Below are 19,540 nucleotides of genomic sequence, written 5' to 3'. Positions count from 1 at the left end.
CCCGGCCCTAGCCGGGGCGGGTTGGCAGCAGTGGGCCCACGGGCGCCAGGCGGACACACGTCCACCGGCGCCCGTTGTGCTCCATGCGGCAGACGAAGGTCTGGCGTCGGCCCCGGCGCTGCACCGTGAAGGAGCCCTCGACGGCACGCTCGGTGGCCAGGTCGCCGCGGGCCGCCAGCAGCGTCGCCGAGGACCAGTCGAGGAGCGCACGCCACTGCTCGAGGGCCGTCTCGACGTCGAGGGTGACGGCCCGTCCCAGACCCGCACGGCCGCGGCGCCGCTGCAGGAACTCCAGCACGGAACGCGCCAGGTGGGCGACCAGGGTGCTGGCCGCCTGACGATGGTCGGCGCCGTCGGTCTCGGCGACGAGTTCGGTGACGACCAGGCCGTCGGCGGCCAGGACGACGTGGGTGGGGACAACAGCCCCGGGGCGCAGTGGTGCTGGGATCTCGGACATGGCCCCAGCCTGCGAACCGGACGAGCGCTGCGCAAGCAGTCCTGTGGACAACTCGCTCAGGCGAACAGCAGCAGCAGCCCGGCGCAGGTGTAGAAGACCATCACCAGCAGCAGTGGCACCTGGGCGGTGGTGCGACGTGCCGCCGGCAGCGTGCGCAGGGCGATGTCGTGGACCGCGGCGACCCCCAGCACGTGGCCACCCACGATGAGCAGCACCTGCGCCCAGGCCACCAGGCTGGCGTAGTCGTAGATGGCGCCGTTGACGCCCAGCTCGGCCGTGCCGAACCAGTTGTCGCCGCGCCCCAGGGGGTCCGACAGGTTGATCGCCACCCGCTGCCCCTCGATGATCAGCAGGGTGGCGTAGTGGGCCAGGGCGTAGGCCGCCACGATCGGCACCAGCGAGCGTCCCAGGGAGTCGAGCTGTGGGCCCCGGTCGGTGATGCCCGAGGCGCGGGCGACGACCAGCGCACCCACCAGGTAGGTGCCACCGACCAGCAGCAGGCAGCCGAGCAACCCCACCGAACCCCAGAAGACGCTGGGCAGCGACGAGGACTGGACAGCGCGCACCCACCAGACCCCCCCGCTGAGCGAGTCGAAGGCGGTGCCGCCGAGCAGGACGCAGCAGAGCGCCCACAGGCCCCGGGGTGGCTCAGCGCTGGAGACCTGCCGCAGGGGACTGGTCAGGCCGATGACGCCGTCACGTCGCTGCCACGGGCTCAGCAGGGCCACCGCCCCGGCGTAGGCCTCGAACGGGTCAGCCGAGGCCAGCCAGCGACCGCCGCGGACCAGCGCCCCCGCGATCGTCCACAGGGCGTAGCCGAGGACCCACCACCTCAGCACAGCGGTGGTGGCGCGGTCGGGCTGGACCAGTTCCAGCCAGGTGAAGGCGACCAGGGCCGCGGCAGCAGGGTAGAGCCCCAGCGCTGTCGGCCGGTCGGCGTCGGGGCGGTGGGCACCACGCCAGGCCATCAGGGTGCGCACCGGTGAGAGGGTGCGCCACGCCCGGCCGAGGAGCAGCGAGACCGGCACCAGGCCCACCCAGATCCAGACGAACAGGTAGCCCGGGAACGGGTTGCTGATCTTGTCGGGGCCGAGCAGCAGGGCCACCAGGGCCACGGCCGTCACGGCAGCGACCAGCAGTCGGGCGACCCACAGCAGCACCGGGTGGTCGACCAACCGGGTCAGACCGGGCAGGGGGCGTCCGGCCGGATGCTCCCAGCGGGGCTCACGCCACGCCCACACCAGCAGGACGAAGGTGATCGCCACCGCCACCGCGGCACCGACGACGACCAGTTCGAAGGGCAGTGGCAGGTCCTGCCGTGACCCCACCCCGTGCAGCGGCACCAGTCCAGCGGGACTCACTGCGCGTCACGCACGACGACCTGGGCGACCAGCTTGGTCGGGTCATGGGTCTCGAGTTCGAAGGTGCCGACCAGGTCGGCGACGAATGACAACGAGGCCGGGACGCCGGGGCTGGCGTCGATGGTCTGGTCGTAGCCGTGCAGGTGGACGTGCAGGGCGGCGTCGGAGTCCACGGTGACGGTGACGGTCGCGCCCTGGGCGACCTCGACCTTGACCGCATTCGGCGTGAGCACCCCGTCCCGGTAGGTGACCGCGATGGTGACGTCCTCCGGGGGCTTGGCCTCGGTCGCCTGGTCGCCACAGCCGGCGAGCAGCACCGCTGCGGCGCTGCCTCCCACCGCCGTGGCGAGGAACGATCGGCGGCTCGCACGCATGGTCAGCACTCTCCTGGGGGACGATTCCGTGCCGAAGACACCCCCCGGCAGGCTAGTTTTGATCCTAGCCCGCCGCTGTGGTGGGCCCAGAATGCTGCAGGGCGCCGGACACGGTGACCGGGAAGGACATGCGATGACCGGGGTCCTCGTCTGCATCCCCGCCGACCGCGACGATCCGCAGGCGCTGTTCGCCGGGCCGGTGCCGGCCATCACCGCCAACCAGGCCCTGTACGAGACCCTCGACTACGGCCCCGACGCGGACGAGGAGGCCGAGTACGCCGCCCTGGTCCTGGCTTCGGTCTGGGCGCTGACCCGGCACGGTCAACGCTTCGTGGTCACCGCCGAGGTCGACCCCGGCCAGATCGGTGTCGGCGAGGAGGCCGACAACGGGGGAGTCATCGTCACCGGTCTGCGCCGCAACCAACTGGTCGCCTGCTTCGCTGACGAGTCGGCTGCCCTCGCGCAGTCCGCGGCTGCGGCCGTGACGGGCCAGGGCATCGACGAGGCCTGGGCGCACGAAGAGGTGTCCGCGTTGCTGCAGCACGAACTGCTGTGGCACACCATCGAGGAATGGGGAGTCTGATGGCACCACGCTCAATCTGGAAGGGTGCGATCTCGTTCGGCCTGATCACGATTCCGGTCAAGGTCTACGGAGCCACCGAGGAAAAGGACATCAGCTTCAACCAGGTGCATCCGGCCGACGGTGGCCGGATCAAGTACAAGCGGGTCTGCGAGAAGTGCGGCGAGGAGGTCCCCTTCGCCGAAATCGCCAAGGGCTACACCGCCGCCGACGGCAGGGTCGCCATCCTGGAGAAGTCCGACTTCGACGAGCTGCCGCTGTCGTCCAACAAGTCCGTCGAGGTCGTCCAGTTCGTCGAGGCCGAGGCGGTGGACCCCACCTACTTCGCCAAGACCTACGTGCTGGAGGCCGAGGGGTCGGGCGGCAAGCCCTACGTGCTGCTGCGTGACGCCATGGTGAAGACCGGACGGGCCGCGGTGGTCAAGGTCTCACTGCGCCAGCGCGAGTCGGTGGCGCTGATCAGGGCCCGGGACAATGTGCTGGTGATGCACACCATGCTGTGGCCCGACGAGATCCGCGACGTGAGCTTCGCCGAACCACCCGGCGACGTGAAGGCGTCCAAGGCCGAGGTGGCCATGGCAACCTCCTTCATCAACGAGTTGGAGTCCGAGTTCGACCCGACCGAGTTCACCGACTCCTACCGGGAGGCACTGGAGAAGGTCGTCGAGGCCAAGCTGTCGGGCGTGCCGATGGCCGAAGCGGATCAGGAGGAGGGGGAGACCGCCGAGGTGGTCGACCTGGTGGCGGCGCTCAAGGCGTCGGTTGCCGCGGCAAAGAAGAAGCGTGAGGCTGCTGCCGAGGCCTCCAAGAAGAAGGCGGCTGGCTGATGATCGCGCGTATCCACCTCGATGACGAAGCCGAGGCGACGAAGTTGGCCGAGGCCCTCGACGGCCGCGGCCACGAGGTGGCCATCATCAAGGAACGCTTCGCCGGTGAGGACGACGGGGAGGCCGTCAGCTTCGTCGTGTGCACCCCCGCAGACCAGAACGTCCTCGCCGACCTGATCGGCGAGGACGTCTTCGTGGAGTACGACTGAGGGCAGCTGCCCCCGACGGTGGGGCGGTGGGTCAGGCCCGCTGGGCCAGGTAGTCCTTGCCCACCTGCTCCTGGGCGTCCAGGGCCCGCTTGGCGACCGGGGCGGCCTCCTGCTCGAGCTTCTTGCCCAGCAGCGGGATCTTGACGCTCATGTCGGCCTCGTAGACCACCTCGGTGCCCTGCCCGCCCGGACGCAGCACCGCCGTGCCGGAGACGTTGACGGGCATCTTGTCGACGGTCATGGTCAGGGTGCCGTTGCGGGTCCCGTCGGCGGCGGGTTCACCCCAGGTGATGATCTGGTTCAGCGGCAACACGGCACCGATGAACTTCTGCACCTGCGCTGGGGCGGGCAATTTCATGTTGACGGTGGTGGTGTTGCCGTCCACGGCAATGGTGCGTTCCTTGGCGCCGAACCGGTCGCAACAGGCAGCGAGGTAGGCCTCGTCGGTCATCATGGCGAAGACCTGGTCGGGGGTGGCGGCATAGGACTGCTGGGAGTTGATCTGCATGGTTCCCATTGTGGCCGACCGGGACGGCCCGGCGGGCGAGGTCCGGCGGGAATCCACCCCCGGGGGTCGGCCCATCCTGAGGGGTGGGGGTGCGGCATGATGTTGGCATGCGCATCGACCTGCACACCCACTCGACCGTCTCCGACGGCACCGACACCCCCACGGCCCTGGTGCACAAGGCCCATGATGCCGGGCTGGACGTCATCGCCCTGACCGACCATGACACCTTTGACGGCATCAGCCAGGCGGTCGAGGCCGGCAAGCGGCTCGGGGTCACGGTGGTGCGCGGTGTCGAGATGAGTTGCGAGGTCGACGGTTCCTCGGTGCACCTGCTCGGGTACGGCTGCGATGCCTCGAACCGGGCGCTGGCGGCCGAACTGGCCAAGAACAGGGCCGGACGCGCCGGCCGGCTGCAGGCATTTGCCGATCGCTTCACCGAGCTCGGGATGCAGCTCAGCGTCGCCGACATCAAGGAGCAGTCGGGGCTGTCGCCCTCGGTGGGGCGCCCCCACGTGGCGGACGCGCTGGTCAAGAAGGGCTACGTGGCCGACCGTCGGGAGGCCTTCGAGACGTGGCTGGCAGATGACAAGCCGGGTTACATCGGTCGTTACTCGACCCCGCTGGAGGACGGCATCGACCTGGTCCACGGGGCCGGCGGGGTGGCCGTGCTGGCCCACCCCTGGGGACGCAACAGCCGTGACCACCTCACGGTGGAGTACATCGAGCAGTTGGTGCGCGACCACGAGCTGGAGGGCATCGAGGTCGACCACGTGGACCACGACGAGGAGACCCGCAGCCTGCTGTTCGACATGGGGGCCCGGCTCGGACTGATCCGCACCGGTTCCAGCGACTACCACGGCACCGGCAAGCAGGGGGTGCCGCTGGGTCTGAACACGACCCGTGAGAGTGCCTACCGCGAGCTGGTGGTCCGCATTCGCCGCCGCGGGGGCAAGGTCTGAGCATCGCCACTGGCTAGAGTTGTCCCCGGCCCGCCGGCAGGGGTGGGTCAGGCGTTCCAGCAACCGGGAAGAAGACGATGAGCGTGACCGAGGACAGCAGCACCACCATGGCGGGCGAGGACACCACCGGCGACGAGATCGCGCAGAGCTCGAGCGGTGCGTCCCTGGCCCGGTCGGTGGCACGCAGCGCCCAGATCGCCGCCGACATCCGCGTCAATCCCGGCCGCTACCGGATGCTCACCGGGGATCGACCCACCGGCAACCTGCACATTGGCCACTTCTTCGGCTCGCTGCAGAACCGGGTGCGGCTGCAGCAGTTGGGCATCGACTCCCTGGTGCTGATCGCCGACTACCAGGTCATCACCGACCGCGACGGCGTCGGCCAGATCCGCGACCGGGTGTACTCGCTGCTGGCCGACTACATTGCGGCGGGGCTCGACCCCGAGGAGTGCACCATCTTCGCGCACTCCGCGATCCCGGCGCTGAACCAGCTGATGCTGCCGTTCCTGTCGATCGTCACCGACGCCGAACTGCGCCGCAACCCCACCGTCAAGAGCGAGCTGGAGGCGACCGGGGATCGTCCGATGTCTGGCCTGATGCTGACCTACCCGGTGCACCAGGCCGCCGACATCCTGTTCTGCAAGGCCAACCTGGTGCCGGTCGGCAAGGACCAGTTGCCGCACCTGGAACAGGCCCGGGTGATCGCCCGTCGTTTCGATGAACGCTACGGACGCGCCGACGCGGCCAGGCCGGTCTTCCCGCAACCGGAGGCGCTGCTGAGCGAGGCCACCAACATCCTGGGCATGGATGGGGCCAAGATGAGCAAGTCGCGGGGCAACACCATCGAGTTGGGATTTGACGCTGACCAGACCGCCAAGCTGATCAAGAAGGCCACCACCGATTCGCAGCGCCACATCACCTACGACCCCGACAACCGTCCCGAGGTGTCCAACCTGGTCATGCTGGCCGCGCTGTGTCTGGACCGCACCCCCGAGTCGGTGGCCGAGGAGATCGGCGACGGCGGCGGCGGTGGACTGAAGAAGCTGGTCACCGAGGCCGTCAACGAGTTCTTCGCCGGGCACCGTGCCCGACGAGCGGAACTGGTCGCCGACCCCGGCTATTTGGAGCAGGTGCTGGCCGCCGGCAACACCCGGGCCAACCAGATCGCCGAGGCGACCCTGGCCGAGGTGCGCCAGGCCATGCAGATGGTCTACTGAGCGGCTGCCGTCTCGACCTGCTCGGCGCCGGCCTGGCCGGCGCCACGGGAGCGGCGGCGGCGACGACGCGGACGATCCGAGGCCTCGACGTCCGAGCTCGGGGCCGGCTCGGCCGCGATGGGTTCGGCGGCGGTGGCGGTGGGGGTGGCGGCAGCCGTGCTGGCCTCGCCGTCGACCGGCTCGCCGTTGCGCAGCCGACGACGGTTCCGCTTGGGCCGCTCGCCCCGCTCCTTGCGCTCCTCCCGGTGACGACCGTGGTGGTCCTTGCCCTTGTGTCGCTCGCCCTCGTCCTTGGGCTTGGGGGGCTGCAGGCGTCCCTTGGTGCCCTCGGGAATGTCGAGGTCGGTGAACAGGTGAGGGCTGCTGGAGTAGGTCTCGACCAGGTTCTCGAAGTCGAGTTCCAGTGACTTGTTGATGACCTTCCAGCGGGTGACGTCTGCCCAGTCGACCAGGGTCACGGCGACGCCCTTCGCGCCGGCCCGGCCGGTGCGGCCGATGCGGTGCACGTAGGTCTTGTCGTCCTCGGGGCACTCGTAGTTGATGACGTGGCTGACGCCTGAGATGTCGATGCCGCGCGAGGCGACGTCGGTGGCGACCAGCACGGTGATCTTGCCCTCGCGGAACTTCTTCAGCGCCTTCTCGCGGGCGGCCTGATTGAGGTCGCCGTGGATGGAGCTTGCCGGGAAGCCGCGGTCCTCGAGCTCATCGGCCAGCCGCTGCGCCGAACGCTTGGTGCGGGTGAAGATCATCACCTTTTCCACGTCGCGGGACTGCAGGATCTTGCCGACGACCTCGGGCTTGTCCAGGTCATGGGCCTGGTAGACGAACTGGGTGGTGTCGGGCACGGTGGCGTGGGCGTCGTGGCCCTCGGCGCGAATGTTGACCGGGCGCGACAGGTGCGCGCGGGCCAGGGCGACGATCTGCGACCGCATGGTGGCCGAGAACAGCAGGGTCTGGCGGCCCTTGGGAGTGCGTGCGAGCAGCCGCTCCACGTCGGGCAGGAAGCCCAGGTCGAGCATCTCGTCGGCCTCGTCCAGCACCGCGATCTGCACCGCCGACAGGTCGAGGGAACCACGGTTGGTCAGGTCGAGCACCCGACCGGGCGTGCCGACGACGACGTCGACCCCGTCAGCGAGGGCCTCGAGCTGCGGTTCGTAGGCGACGCCGCCGTAGACGGTCAGCACCCGGACCTTGCGCAGCGAGCCCGCGATGGTCAGGTCGCGGGAGACCTGCATGGCCAGTTCGCGGGTCGGGCACAGGATCAGCGCCTGCGGCTTGCCGGGGTGCTTGAAGTCCTCGCCCTGGTGCTGCGGGGGAGTGACCCGCTGCAGGACGGCCACGCCGAAGGCGAGGGTCTTGCCGGTGCCGGTGCGGGCCTGGCCGATCATGTCGAGTCCGTCGATGGCCAGGGGCAGCGCCATCGCCTGGATCGGGAACGGGTGGACGATGCCGGCATCGGCCAGCGCCTGGGTGATCTCGGGCAGGACGCCGAGGTCTGCGAAAGTGGTGGTGTCTTCGTCCGTGAGGGACGCTTCGGTGATGGAATTCAGGATCGTGCCTTCGGTCGTCCGAGGCTTGACCTGACCGGATCTTCCTCGGTTGTGTGCACTGTCGCGCGCGGAACAGCAGTGGTCGTGCGACGGGCTCTGCCGGTTCTCGGCGTGCCGCGTCGTCCGCGAATACTCAGGCGACAGAGGTCGGACATGCTGCCCAACCAGTGACAGTCTAGCCGCCCCGGCCTGTGAGACCCATTTTCCGGATACGGCGGCGCTAGCCTGTGCCTGTGACTGCGACCTCATCTGACGACATCGCCATCGCTGGTCTCTACGGCACCGGGTGGTTGCTGTGCTACGAGTCGCTGGCCGAGTTGGCCGGTCTGGCGCCCACCACCATGGAGGCCCTGGGCGTGGCGCGCTCGTCGTCGGCGGTGGTGGACGCGGCTCGCACCTGTCTGGCGCTGGTGCCTGAGGAGCAGGCGGACCACTGGGTCGGCTCGACGCGCAGCGCACTTGCCTCGGTGCAGCGGCACACGCCATCGGCCAGCTGGGCGGAGGCGCTGCTGAAGAACGTGCTGCTCTTTGGTGCCGGGATGGACCTGGCCGATCACACCAGTGCGCAGTGGCCCCCGGCGGTGGCGGCGGTGCTGGAACACAATCCTGGCCGGGAGTTGGCCGAGCTGCTGACCCAGACCCTGTCCGACCTGGAGCTCGACGACGAGCAGGTCTCGCGCACCAGTCTGTTCGGACGACGGGTCGTCGCCGAGCTGTCGGCCCAGGCGCAACGCATCGTTTCGCGCGACACCCGGCTCATCCGCGCCCTCACCGGTGTCGAGGGCGGGACCACCGACGAGGTGTCCCGGGCCGTCGAGCTGCTGCAGACGCTGGTGGAGGGTGCGGCACAGCGCATGCTGGCGCTGGGGTTCCAGCCCTGAGGCGGTCTGGTGGGCTCGGAGTCGGGCGGATACACGGGTGGCGCGGGTCTACCCGGTGGTCCCGGTTCCAGCCCTGAGGCGGTCTGGCCAGCCACGCCTGACCGGATACCCGGGTCGCGCGGGTCTACCCGTGGTCCTTGCCGGGTAAATCGGCGCAAGCGGGGTAAATCGGCGCAAGGGTTAATCGGCGCAAGCGGGGTAAATCGGCGCAGTCCGGGTGAATCCTCAGGGCCGATGATCGTGCAGGCCGAGCGGACTCGTGCATGCCGGCCGAGGTCGACGCGGACTGCAAGCCGAGGCGGTTGCTCTGCTCAGGCGGCGGGACGCCGTCCCCGGGCGCGTTCGAAGGCGCGCTCAATCTTGGCCTTCATCAGTTCGGGGTGTCGCACCTCGTGCTTGTTCCACCGCACCACGATCCACCCGAGGTCCTCGATCCGTTCCTGCCGACGCTTCTCCTTCCAGAAGACGTCGGCCGGTGACTGTCCGGGCGCGGCCAGCTCCTGGTACTTGCCCTCGCCGTCGTATTCGCCGATGACGCCCAGTTCGGGCCAGGCGAAGTCGACGGTCGCGGTCACGACACCACGCTCGTCGACGATGTCGTACTGCTGGACCGGTTCTGGGATGCCGAGTGTTCGCATGTTCCAGCGGCTCACCGACTCCATGGGGCTCTGGGACAGTGCCGACGCGAACTGGGCCATGGCACGGGCGGCACCCATGCCGTGGCGGCCGGGCAACGCGGCCATGACCTGGACGATGTCCTGCTGGAGCTGGTCACTACCGTGCGCCCCGGACGCGCGCCATCGCGCCGCCTCCCAGGTGATGACGGCAGCGCGCCCGGGCCTGAACCGGGCCAGGTCGACCACGGTCCTCGCGATGGTGGTGAGGCGGTGGCCGTTGACCACGGTCTCATGGTCGTGCGCCAGGGGTGCCGAGCGGATGGTCCGGGTGGCACGCTGCCAACTGGTGCCGTCACCGGGGACGGTGATCTGGACGGTGCGTGGAAATCCTGCGACGGGCAGGTCGTGGATGAGGGCGGCGCTCTCCAATGCGAGTGTGTCGCCACGACAGCCATGGACGAGGGCGAGATGTCGGGCGGCCTCGTCGAGCACCTCGCCGACGACGTAGGCGCCCCGGCCCACCCGCGTCAGTCGACCCGCAGCGACGGCCGCCGTAATGTGGTGGGTGCTCATGCCCTGGGCCAGAAGTTCTGCCGTGCTGAAAACCTGCATGACCCCAGCCAACCTGCAGGTCCCGCCGGTGCAACAGGGGTCTGGTGTTGTCCATCCGGGCCCAGGTGTCGTCCATTCGGGCGAAGTGGTGTCCGCCTCGTCGACGGGGTAGGAATCAGCCTAGGGGACCGCCCGCCGGGTCCCGTTTACCCGGGCTGGCTCGATCTACCCGGGATAGCCTGATTTACCCGGGGAGGACGCCGGGTAAATCACTGCAGCCCGGGTAGATCACTGGAACCCGGGTAATCCAAAGAGGTCAGACGGAGCCGAAGCCGACCTTGCGGGCGTTCTCGGGGCCGAGGTCGATGTAGCCGATGGACTGCGCGGGCACGATCACCCGGCGTCCCTTCTCGTCGCTGAGGTCGAGCAGGCCGTTGCTGGCCAGCGCGTCGGACAGCTTCTTGCTGACCTCCTCGCCGGTCAGGGTCGACTCGATGCTGACCTCGCGGGTCACGTTCAGAATTCCGATCTTGATGTCCACGTGCCCCAACGTACCGGGTGGCAGCAGCGTCCAGCGCCAGTCCGCCCCATGATTCGCGTCCAGCGGACAACGGCGCGGTCGACAGCTTGCCGCGTGGTCAAAGGCGGCGTGTTCACGTTCCCGGTGGTGGAGCTCACGCCGGGGCTCGTTGCGTCGTCGCCCATCGGACGAGCTCCCGCTGCGACCCGTCGTCGGCCATCGGGTGAGCTACCCGCTGCGGCCCGTCGTCGCCCGACTGGTGAGCTACCGCTGCGTCGTCTCATCGGGCAGCGGGCGTGCTACCCGCTGCGTTGCCTCGTCATCGTCGGGGTGCACCTGCGCCGCCGCGACGTCGACCGCCGCCACAGCCGCGTCACCGACCGGTTCCACGCGGGCCAGGCACACCGAGATGTTGTCCCGCCCGCCCTGGCTGTTGGCCCAGCCGACCAGCGCCCGGGCCAGGACGTCGGGGCCGTCGCCGGGCGGCATGGCATGCCAGAACTGGCGCAGCAGGGTGGCCATGGAGGCTGCCTCTGAGGCGTAGTTCCACAGCCCGTCGCTGCACACCATCAACCAGCCCGGTCCCTCGACGCGGTGGGCCACCGTCCGGGGCTTCAGGTCGGTGGCCTCGGGGCCGAGCCACTTGGTGATGGCGTGGGCATGGGCGGAGTTCTCGGCCTCCTCGCGGGTCATGCCCAGTTCCATCTGCGTCTGGGCCACCGAGTCGTCGGTGCTCACCTGCACCGCAGCGCCACGGTCGGGCAGCCAGTAGGCGCGGGTGTCGCCGATGTTGGCCACGGCGACGGTGTCCTGTTCGACGACGGCGGCGACCAGGGTGCAGGAGCCGGCGAGGCTGCCGTCAGCCCCGTCTGCCAGCACGGCACGATTGGCCGACTCGAAGACCTGGCTGAAGATCTCACCGGCCTGGCCGAAGTCGAAGAGTCCCTTGTCCAGCCGCGATGCCAGCAACTCGGTCACGACGGTGGACGCCGTCAGCGAGGCACGGTCGGCATTCGGGGAGGACGAGACCCCGTCGCTGACCACCAGTACGCCACGTCGTCCGCCCGGGGCCGCCCACAGCGAAATGGCGTCCTGGTTGAGGTGGTGACGCCGACCCACGTCGGTGGAACCTGCCAGCCACGGCGCCGCGCTGGTGGTGTAGTCACGTCGCATCGGATTGAGCGCGCTCAGGTCGCGGGTGTCGCCCTGCGCGTCATCCTGGCCCTGGCCCATCAGTATCCCCCTCGTGCGACGCCGCCGGTGCAGCGCCCATCGTCGACAACGTAGTTCATCACGCCGAGGGCTCGTCGGGCCACATGGGCAGGGGCGCCGCCTCGCCGGCCTCCAGCATGGACGCCCACAAGTCCCCGTGTTGCTCGAGCCGAGCGGGAATCTCGCCGATGGTGAAGGACAGGTCGTCGCCTGGGCCGACCGCCGCGACCTCGTCCCAGGTCACCGGCGTCGAGACCCGCGGCTGCTCGCGTCCGCGCACCGAGTAGACGCTGACCGTGTTGCGGTCCCCACGGTTCTGCAGGTGGTCCCAGTAGATCTTGTGGCCCCGGGCCTGCTTGGCCATCGTGGTGGTGAACCGGTCGGGATGCTCCGCGGCAAGCCGTGCCCCCAGCCGGCGCACCTGTTCCACGACGTCTCGCCACGGCGCCGGCTCGATGGCGGCCATCAACTGCAGACCCTTGGACCCGGTGGTCTTCACGTGGGGCAGCAGTCCTTCGGAGGCCAACGCGGTGGCGGCCATCAACGCCGCCTGGCAGGAGTCGTGCATGGTGATGCCCGGCCCGGGGTCGAGGTCGACCACCAGTGTCGTCGCCAGCACCGCGTCGTCCCCCTCCAGGGCGACGGGGGCCTGCTCAGTTCCAGCGTCCGGGAAGGGAGCGTCGGTGGTGCGCCACTGCGGCGTGTGCAGTTCGATGGACGACAGGTTCGCCAGCCAGACCAGGGTCGCGGGGTGGTCGGCCACGACGTAGTCAATGATCGAGTCCTGCGCCCGCACCTTGGCCGTCCGCACCCAGGCGGGGGCACCCTGGGGGGCGTTCTTCTCGTAGAAGGATTCCGAGTCGCTGCCATTGGGGTAGCGCAGCCGGGTGATGCAACGATCGGCCAGGTGCGGCAGCATGACGTCGGCGACGCCCAGGTAGTACTCGATCAGCTCGGCCTTGGTGGTCTGGTCGGGAAACAGCACCCTGTCCAGATTCGTCAGTTGCAGCACCCGGTCCCCGACCTGGGTACGAACCGGTGGTGTGGTCACAGGTGGCCCTTCGACATGTGTGCGACCTCAACGCTGCCACAGTTTCGTCCGCGATGGGGGTGACAACTTCTGTCGCAGGGTCGTGATTGCATGGTGACCGTGCACATCTCCGATCCCAGCAGCCAGCAGCCGACCACCGGTGCGGCGGGGCTGACCCCTGCCCACCGGCAGGTGGTGGCTGCGGCGGTGGACGAGACTGCCGGCCCGGTGCTGGTGGTCGGGGGTCCGGGAACCGGCAAGACCCACACCCTGGTGGAGTGCGCCGCGACCGCCCTGTCAGGCGGCTTGACCGGTCCCGAGGTGCTGCTGCTGACCACGACCCGTCCGCTGGCGCAGAGGCTGCGCAACGACCTGATGCGCCGCATTGGTGGAGCCCAGGTGGCGCCGCGGGTGATGACCGCCCACGCCCTGTCCCACGGCATCGTCAGCGACTTCCCGCTGCCTGAGGAGCCGCAGTGGAACCTGCTGACCGCTCCCGAGCAGGAATTCCGGTTGCGCGAGTTGCTGTCCCGCCACGACACCTCCCACTGGCCCGAGGACCTGCGCCGGGCGGCCAGCACCCGCGCGTTCGCCTCGGAGGTGCGGGCGGCGGTGGCAAGGGTGCGCCAACTGGGACTCGACCCCGAGGACGTCTCGGAACTGGGACGCGTCGCGGGCCGCCCCGAATGGGACGTGCTGGGCGCGTTCATGGGCGAGTACCTGGACGTGGTCGATGCCACCTTCGAGATGGACTACGCAGAGCTGGTCCACCGGGCCAGGCTTCGACTGCTCGACCCCGACATCCTGGCGGCGGTGGTACGCGCCACCCCGCTCGTCCTGGTCGACGACCTCACCGAACTCGACCCCAGCCAGGTGCAGTTGCTGGCCGACCTGGTGGCCGGTGGGTCGCGGCTGGTCGCCTTCGCCGACCCGAGCACCTCGGTCTACACCTTCCGCGGCGCCGGCGGGCTTGCCCTGAACCGGTTCGGGGACATCTTCGGTTCGCGCGCGCCGGCGTCCCGGGTCGACCTGCAGGTGGACCTTGACCGCGGACGCCACCTCACCGGCGCGCTGGCGGCGCTGGCGGCGAGGCTTCCCCGCAACGACGGCCAGGCCATCCCCGTGGCGGCCGGCGATGCCCTGCCCGGTCAGGTCCAGGTACGGATCCTGGATTCGCCCGGCGCCGAGATCGACCACATCGTCGACCAGGTTCGCGCGGCCCACCTCGAGCAGGGCTGGGCGTGGCACGAGATCGCGGTGATCACCCGTTCGCATCGCGGCGGTCTGCTGCCGATCGCTCGAGCACTGACCGCGGCCGGCGTGCCGGTGCAGCTGGCCGGCACCGACATCGCGCTGGGCGAGGCACCAGCGGTGCGCCCGCTGCTGGTGGCGCTGCGCGCCGTCATCGCCGACCGGGTGCCCGCCCAGGGGCCCGGAGCGGAGCTGCGCGAAGCCGGTGTGCCCGAAGCTGAGGTGCTCGACCCCGGGGCCGTGGTGACGGCCTCCTCGCCGGAGGACGCCGTCGCGCTGCTGAGGTCGCCGTTGGGCGGACTCGACAGCCTGGAGGTGCGGCGGCTGGGACGCCAGTTGCGCGCTGCGCACCCCGACCAGCCGCTGTCCTCGGGGCAGTGGTTCGCCCGCGCACTCGACGATGGCATGCTGCTGGCCGACCTGCCGGGGGAACCGGCCCGCAAGGCCCTCGAACTGTCGCAGCGGCTGGCCCGCGCCCAGCAGGTGCTCGACGACGCCGGGGACGCATCCGCGGTGCTGTGGGCGCTGTGGAACGGCACCCAGTGGGCAGCCCGCGCCGAGCGGGACGCGTTGTCGGGCGGCGATGCCAGTCCGGCGGCCAATCGTGACCTCGATACGGTGCGGGCCCTGTTCGACCTGGCTGCCCGCGACACCCAACTCGTCGGCACCCGATCGGTGCGCCAACTGCTCGAGGAACTGGTCACCCATCAGATTCCCGCCGACACCGCCCGCGAGTCGGACCTTGCCCGTCGGGGTGTCGAACTGTTGACCGCGCACCGGTCCAAGGGGCGCCGCTGGCCCGTGGTCGTGGTGGCGCAGGTGCAGGAGGGCATCTGGCCGGCCACCCGGCGCAAGGGCACCATCCTGGACGTCTCCCGGCTGACCCCTCAGGGGGTGGCCGAGCTGGAGCCCTACAGCAGGCTGATCGACGCCGAACGGCGCTCCTTCCTGCTCGCCTGCAGCCGCGCCACGCATCGGCTCTGGGTCAGTGCAGCGCAGGGCCACGAGGGGGAGGGTGACCAGGCGTCCCGGTTCCTGTCCGAACTGGGTGTGCCCGTCGACATCGTCCACGGACGACCCCAGCGGGCGCTGACCATGCCGGCCATGGTCGCGCGGCTGCGTCGCGCCGTGCTCGACCCGGAGTGCTCACCCGGCATGCGGGAAGCTGCGGCCACGCGACTGGCGCGGCTGGCCGCGTTGCGTGACCGGCGGGGTCGCCCCGTTGTGAGGGGAGCAGACCCGACCAGCTGGTGGGGGATCCACGACTACACCGAGGCCGCGGCCCCCGTCGTCGCGCCCGAGGACCCCGTGAAGCTGTCCGCCTCTGACCTGGCCACCCTGCAGGACTGCCCGCGCCTGTGGTTCCTGTCCCGTCGGGCCCAGGCCGAGGCCGGCCGGGGTGCCGCCGCCAGCATGGGTTCGGTCATCCACGCCCTGGTGGGGCACGCCCACAGCGACGACCTGGACCCCGAACAGCTGCAGGAACACCTCGGTGAGGTCTGGGACCAGATCCCGTTCGAGGCTGCCTGGTTGTCGGCCTCCGAACGTGCCGTGGCCGAGGAGGCGCTCACCCGCTACGTGAAGTGGGCCGAGCAGCGGGGCAGCACCCTGCTGGGCACGGAGGTGCCGTTCTCGACCCACGTCCAACTGGGGGAGGAGCGCATCCACCTCAAGGGCACGGTCGACCGCCTCGAACTGGATGGGCAGGGCAGGTTGCGGGTGGTCGACTTCAAGACCAGCAGGAGCAAGCCGACCAAGGCTGCCGCCGCCAGCGACGTCCAGTTGGGCCTCTACCAATTGGCCGCCACCGCCGGCGCCTTCGACCAGCTGGCCCCCGGCGTCACCGAGGTCGGCGGGGCAGAACTGGTCTACCTGCGCCTGGGCAAGGACTTCCCGGAGGTGATGCACCAGGCGCCGATCTCCGAGGAACCATGGCCGGGGGGACAGACCGAGTCGGAGGCCCCCAGCTTCATCCACGAGGCCGTCGCGCAGGCCGCCGACACCATTCGCGCGGAGCGCTTCGACGCGCAGCCCTGCACCCGGTGCCAGTTCTGCCCGTTCCGGGTCTCGTGCCCGACGCTGGCCACCAATCCGACGGTGGCCCGATGATCACCCAGCTGCCGACCCGACTCATGTCGCGTCCCGAGCAGGTCTCCGAAGCGCTCGGCATTCCCTTCAGTGACGAACAGTTGGCTGCGATCACCGCACCGCTGGAGCCGACGGTCATCATCGCCGGCGCCGGCTCGGGCAAGACGACGGTGATGGCCGCCCGCGTCGTGTGGTTGGTGGGTACCGGGCAGGTGAGCCCCGACCAGGTGCTGGGCCTGACCTTCACCCGCAAGGCCGCCGGGGAACTGGCCCAGCGGGTCCGTACCGCCCTGACCACCGCCGGGGTGCTGCGCGAGGGCACCGATGAGCAGGGCGAAGAGGTCATCATGACCTACGACGCGTTCGCCGGGCGGCTGCTGGCCGAGCACGGCCAACGCATCGGGGCCGAGACCGATCCGATGATGATCACCGGAGCCGCCCGTTTCCGGCTGGCCGACCGGGTCGTGCGGGAGGCACCGGGCCCGCTGCTCAGCCTGTCCCGGTTGCGGCCGGCGACCTTGGTGGAGCGGCTGCTGGCGCTGGACGCGGCGCTGTCGGCGCACCTGGTGAGCACCGATGAGGTCCGCGCCGATGCCGCCGTCGTCGCCTCCCGGCTCGCGATGGCCGCACCGAACCGGCGCGGGGACGTCTACCTGTCGGTGAAGAAGGCGCAGGGGGCCGTGGCCGAACGGCTGGAACTGCTCGACCTGGTGGACTCCTACGCGGCGCTGAAGAGGCAGCTGGGCCTGGTCGAGTTCGCCGACCAGATGGCGTTGGCGGCGCGGATCGTGGCCGAGGTGCCGGCCGTGGCAGGCATCGTGCGCGAACAGTTCCACGCGGTGCTGCTGGACGAGTACCAGGACACCAGCGCCGCCCAGGCCAGCCTGCTGCAGGGGTTGTTCGCGGGCGACCCCGTCGGTCACCCGGTGACCGCCGTGGGTGACCCGTTCCAGGCCATTTACGGTTGGCGGGGGGCGGCGGCCAGCAACATCCTGCACTTCCATTCCGATTTCCCCCGCCAGCGGGAGCCCTGTTTCGAGCCCGCGGTGAGGGTGCAGTTGAGCGTCAACCGGCGCAGCGGTCAACGCATCCTGGATGTCGCCAATGAGTTGGCCACCCCGCTGCGCAGCGATCCCATGCTGCGCAAGCACGACCAGACCGGGGCCGGTACGCCGCAGCCGCTGGTGGCCCCGCCGGACAAGCAGGGCGGCGAGGTGCGGGCCGCCAGTTTCACCACCTGGCCCGAGGAGTCCGGGTGGGTGGCCGATCGCATCGTCGACCTGCGCGGCCGGGGCCGGTTGGCGTCGTGGAAGGACTGCGCGGTGCTGCTGCGCCGCAACAGCGACATGGCCGAAATGTTCGCCGCTCTCAGCGACCGCGGCGTCCCCACCGAGATCGTGGGGCTGGGCGGCCTGCTGGAACTGCCCGAGGTGGCGGCTGTGGTCGCGACCCTTCGCCTGATCGATGACGTGACCGCCAACCCGGCGCTGGTGCACCTGCTCAGCGGTCCCCGGTGGCGCATCGGTCAACGTGACCTGGCCCTGCTGGGCCAGCGCGCCCGTGACCTGGCCGCCGGTTCGCGGGGGAGCGCTGAGCGGGACCGTGACCGCGACCTGTTCAGCGACCTGGCGCAGGCGCTCGCCGAGACCGACTCCTCAGACGTGCTGTCGCTGCTGGATGCGGTCGACGACCCGGGGGACCTGCCTTACTCGAGCCAGGCGCGCACCCGCTTCGCGGCGTTCGGGGCCGAGTTGGCCAGGCTGCGTCGCCACAGCGACGAGCCGGTCCTCGACCAACTCCGCCGGGTCATCGCCGTCCTGGGCCTGGACGTGGAACTGGCCACCGGCATGCCCGGATCCCCCGGCCCGGAGCAGTTGGCCGCCTTCACCGATGCCGTCGCCGGGTACGTGGATGTCGACGCCGAGGCAACCCTGTCGGGGCTGATCGACTGGCTGGACGCCGAACGCGACTTCGGGGTCAGCCTGGAACGAGCCACCCCGTCGGAGCGCAACTCGGTCAAACTGCTCACCGTGCACCGGGCCAAGGGCCTGGAGTGGGACGTGGTCTTCCTGCCAGGCCTGGTCGACAAGGTGTTCCCCAGTGACAGGGTCACCGACAACTGGACCTCGAACGCGGCCGCCCTGCCGGCGCACCTGCGCGGCGACGCCGACTCCATCCCGCAGGTCGCGGCGATGGACGAGCCGGGCATGAAGGCCTACGGGGACCAACTGTCGTCGGAGGCGCGGATGGCCGAGGACCGGCTGGGCTACGTCGCCGTGACCCGTGCCCGTGAGGTGTTGATCGCCAGCTGCCACACCTGGAAGCCGGGCGCCCAGAAACCGCGGGTGCAGTCGCCCTACTTCGAGGCCGTCGCGACCGAGGCCATCGCCCAGGGCCACGTGGACGCCGTCGCCCCACCCGAGGCCGCCACCAACCCGCTGGCCGGCCCCGACCAGGCGTTCGCCTGGCCGGTCCCGGCCAAGGCCGAGGAGCAGGCCAGACGCCGCGACGCGGCCGACCTCGTCGAGCGGGCACGTCAGCGTCATGCCGTCACCGGCGTGTGGGCCGATCCGGACCACCTGCCGCTGGACGAGCTCGCCGAGCTCGCCGACTGGGACGCCACGCTGGACCTGCTGGAAGCCGAGGCGATGGGCGCCCAGACGAAACTCCCGGAGCCGGACTCCCTGTCTGCCAGCATGCTGGTGATGGCCGGCCAGAACCCGTCGGCGTTCGCGCGCCAACTGGTGCGTCCGATGCCGCACCCGGCTTCGCGGGCAGCGGCGCTGGGCACCCGTTTCCACGCCTGGGTCCAGCGCCACTACGGACTGGCGCAACTGGTCGACCCCCTGGTCGAGGCCGGTGAGGAGGTGATCGAGTCCGACGCCCAGCTGGCGGCTCTGCAGGAGTCGTTCCTGGCATCGGACTGGGCCAGCCGGACCCCGGTGGCGGTGGAGGTGCCGTTCGCGCTGGTGCTGGGCAGCCAGGTGATCCGCGGGCAGATCGACGCCGCCTTTGATGCTGACGACGGGGTGCACCAGCACCTGCTGGTGGACTGGAAGACCTCCGAACGTGACGCCGATGACCTGCAGTTGGCCATCTACCGCCAGGCCTGGGCATTGGCCCGCGGCGTGGATCCCGTCACGGTCGACGCGGTCTTCGTCCACGTCAGGTCCGGACGCGTCCAACGGCCCGCGCACCTGGCAACACGTGAGGAGCTTGAGCAGCGACTCGTGGGCGGCATGAAGGCCCTGGACGAGCTGCGGACCGGCGGAGCGTGATCACCTCACCTGCCGGTACCTGCGCCGCGACGATGGGCCGGGGCACCGGTGTCGATTTCGATAGCCTCA

17 protein-coding genes are annotated in these 19,540 nt (G+C 70.2%); 8 read left to right on the top strand and 9 right to left on the bottom strand.

What is annotated here, in order from left to right:
* Window positions 1-7: 7 nt before the first annotated feature.
* The 3 genes from IPV09_RS06095 to IPV09_RS06085 are packed head-to-tail and all read right to left on the bottom strand — an operon-like array spanning window position 8 to window position 2,192.
* Window positions 8-457: an Rv3235 family protein gene (locus tag IPV09_RS06095; protein WP_207474347.1), complete on the bottom strand. Its 450-nt coding sequence runs from the start codon at window positions 455-457 to the stop codon at window positions 8-10.
* 56 nt (window positions 458-513) lie between these two features.
* Window positions 514-1,818 (bottom strand): hypothetical protein, encoded by a 1,305-nt coding sequence (locus tag IPV09_RS06090; protein WP_207474346.1) that lies wholly within the window; start codon window positions 1,816-1,818, stop codon window positions 514-516.
* Window positions 1,815-2,192, bottom strand: coding sequence for a hypothetical protein (locus tag IPV09_RS06085; RefSeq protein ID WP_207474345.1), 378 nt, complete (start codon window positions 2,190-2,192; stop codon window positions 1,815-1,817). The genes IPV09_RS06090 and IPV09_RS06085 overlap by 4 nt, the downstream gene beginning before the upstream one ends.
* Before the next feature lie 133 nt (window positions 2,193-2,325).
* Between IPV09_RS06085 and IPV09_RS06080 the strand changes: the two genes are divergently transcribed.
* The 3 genes from IPV09_RS06080 to IPV09_RS06070 are packed head-to-tail and all read left to right on the top strand — an operon-like array spanning window position 2,326 to window position 3,808.
* Window positions 2,326-2,775 carry a hypothetical protein gene (locus IPV09_RS06080; RefSeq protein ID WP_207474344.1) on the top strand — a complete coding sequence of 150 codons (450 nt, stop codon included), beginning with the start codon at window positions 2,326-2,328 and terminating at the stop codon, window positions 2,773-2,775.
* Window positions 2,775-3,599, top strand: coding sequence for a Ku protein (locus IPV09_RS06075; protein ID WP_207474343.1), 825 nt, complete (start codon window positions 2,775-2,777; stop codon window positions 3,597-3,599). The genes IPV09_RS06080 and IPV09_RS06075 overlap by 1 nt, the downstream gene beginning before the upstream one ends.
* Window positions 3,599-3,808, top strand: a complete 210-nt coding sequence (locus IPV09_RS06070; protein WP_207474342.1) for a hypothetical protein — start codon at window positions 3,599-3,601, stop codon at window positions 3,806-3,808. The genes IPV09_RS06075 and IPV09_RS06070 overlap by 1 nt, the downstream gene beginning before the upstream one ends.
* 31 nt (window positions 3,809-3,839) lie before the next feature.
* Here the strand turns inward: IPV09_RS06070 and IPV09_RS06065 are convergent, their stop codons facing one another.
* The gene (locus tag IPV09_RS06065; RefSeq protein ID WP_207474341.1) at window positions 3,840-4,316 is read right to left on the bottom strand and encodes a DUF2505 domain-containing protein; all 477 of its coding nucleotides are present in this window, start codon (window positions 4,314-4,316) and stop codon (window positions 3,840-3,842) included.
* A gap of 107 nt (window positions 4,317-4,423) precedes the next feature.
* Between IPV09_RS06065 and IPV09_RS06060 the strand changes: the two genes are divergently transcribed.
* Entirely contained in the window at window positions 4,424-5,275 is an 852-nt protein-coding gene (locus IPV09_RS06060) for a PHP domain-containing protein (RefSeq protein WP_207474340.1), read from the top strand.
* A gap of 77 nt (window positions 5,276-5,352) precedes the next feature.
* Complete coding sequence (trpS, locus tag IPV09_RS06055) at window positions 5,353-6,492, top strand: tryptophan--tRNA ligase (RefSeq protein WP_207474339.1); 1,140 nt, start codon at window positions 5,353-5,355, stop codon at window positions 6,490-6,492.
* Here the strand turns inward: trpS and IPV09_RS06050 are convergent.
* Window positions 6,486-8,045, bottom strand: a complete 1,560-nt coding sequence (locus IPV09_RS06050; RefSeq protein WP_370590240.1) for a DEAD/DEAH box helicase — start codon at window positions 8,043-8,045, stop codon at window positions 6,486-6,488. The genes trpS and IPV09_RS06050 overlap by 7 nt on opposite strands.
* Before the next feature lie 230 nt (window positions 8,046-8,275).
* Here IPV09_RS06050 and IPV09_RS06045 point away from each other — a divergent pair, with 230 nt between their 5' ends.
* Window positions 8,276-8,923 carry a ferritin-like fold-containing protein gene (locus IPV09_RS06045; protein ID WP_207474337.1) on the top strand — a complete coding sequence of 216 codons (648 nt, stop codon included), beginning with the start codon at window positions 8,276-8,278 and terminating at the stop codon, window positions 8,921-8,923.
* A gap of 311 nt (window positions 8,924-9,234) precedes the next feature.
* On the opposite strand, the gene IPV09_RS06040 is transcribed toward IPV09_RS06045, so the two are convergent.
* The 4 genes from IPV09_RS06040 to ligD all read right to left on the bottom strand — a co-directional run bounded on the left by IPV09_RS06040 (window position 9,235) and on the right by ligD (window position 12,875).
* A complete protein-coding gene (locus IPV09_RS06040; RefSeq protein WP_207474336.1) occupies window positions 9,235-10,152 on the bottom strand; it encodes a type IV toxin-antitoxin system AbiEi family antitoxin domain-containing protein in 918 nt (305 codons plus the stop codon).
* A 256-nt stretch (window positions 10,153-10,408) separates the two neighbouring features.
* Window positions 10,409-10,633, bottom strand: a complete 225-nt coding sequence (locus IPV09_RS06035; RefSeq protein WP_207474335.1) for a DUF3107 domain-containing protein — start codon at window positions 10,631-10,633, stop codon at window positions 10,409-10,411.
* 243 nt (window positions 10,634-10,876) lie between these two features.
* A complete protein-coding gene (locus IPV09_RS06030; protein WP_207474334.1) occupies window positions 10,877-11,845 on the bottom strand; it encodes a PP2C family serine/threonine-protein phosphatase in 969 nt (322 codons plus the stop codon).
* A 58-nt stretch (window positions 11,846-11,903) separates the two neighbouring features.
* A complete protein-coding gene (ligD, locus tag IPV09_RS06025) occupies window positions 11,904-12,875 on the bottom strand; it encodes a non-homologous end-joining DNA ligase (protein WP_207474333.1) in 972 nt (323 codons plus the stop codon).
* A 99-nt stretch (window positions 12,876-12,974) separates the two neighbouring features.
* Between ligD and IPV09_RS06020 the strand changes: the two genes are divergently transcribed.
* Both IPV09_RS06020 and IPV09_RS06015 read left to right on the top strand, forming a co-directional pair.
* Window positions 12,975-16,214, top strand: coding sequence for an ATP-dependent DNA helicase (locus IPV09_RS06020; RefSeq protein WP_207474332.1), 3,240 nt, complete (start codon window positions 12,975-12,977; stop codon window positions 16,212-16,214).
* Complete coding sequence (locus tag IPV09_RS06015) at window positions 16,211-19,471, top strand: ATP-dependent DNA helicase (RefSeq protein ID WP_207474331.1); 3,261 nt, start codon at window positions 16,211-16,213, stop codon at window positions 19,469-19,471. Before IPV09_RS06020 ends, IPV09_RS06015 begins: the two co-directional genes overlap by 4 nt.
* The last annotated feature ends 69 nt before the right edge of the window (window positions 19,472-19,540 follow it).

Origin of the sequence: Tessaracoccus sp. SD287 (genome assembly GCF_017355265.1) — a bacterium.
GTDB lineage: Bacteria > Actinomycetota > Actinomycetes > Propionibacteriales > Propionibacteriaceae > Aestuariimicrobium.
This window is presented reverse-complemented; position numbering and strand designations above follow the sequence as displayed.